Origin of the sequence: Rothia sp. HMSC065C03 (genome assembly GCF_001837295.1) — a bacterium.
Classification (GTDB): Bacteria; Actinomycetota; Actinomycetes; order Actinomycetales; family Micrococcaceae; genus Rothia.
The window spans coordinates 218,867-219,146 of record NZ_KV832006.1 but is presented as its reverse complement, the minus strand read 5'-3'; positions in this window follow the sequence as shown (position 1 = coordinate 219,146).

The window sequence follows — 280 nt, the reverse complement described above, 5'->3', positions numbered from 1 at the left end:
AATCTTTCATTATCCACCTTGATATACTTAGAAAGCGTGATCGCCGCCCTCTGCGACGGTTGAGAATCTTTCATTATTCACCTTGATATACTTAAGTACCTTGATCCGGGCACTCAGTGGATGGTTGAGAATCTTTCATTATTCGCCTTGATATACTTACTCGCCGCTGTTGGTCTGTCTCAGGATTGGTTGAGAATCTTTCATTATTCGCCTTGATATACTTAGATTCGACCGGCTGGCGACGATTACCCGGTTGAGAATCTTTCATTATTCACCTTGA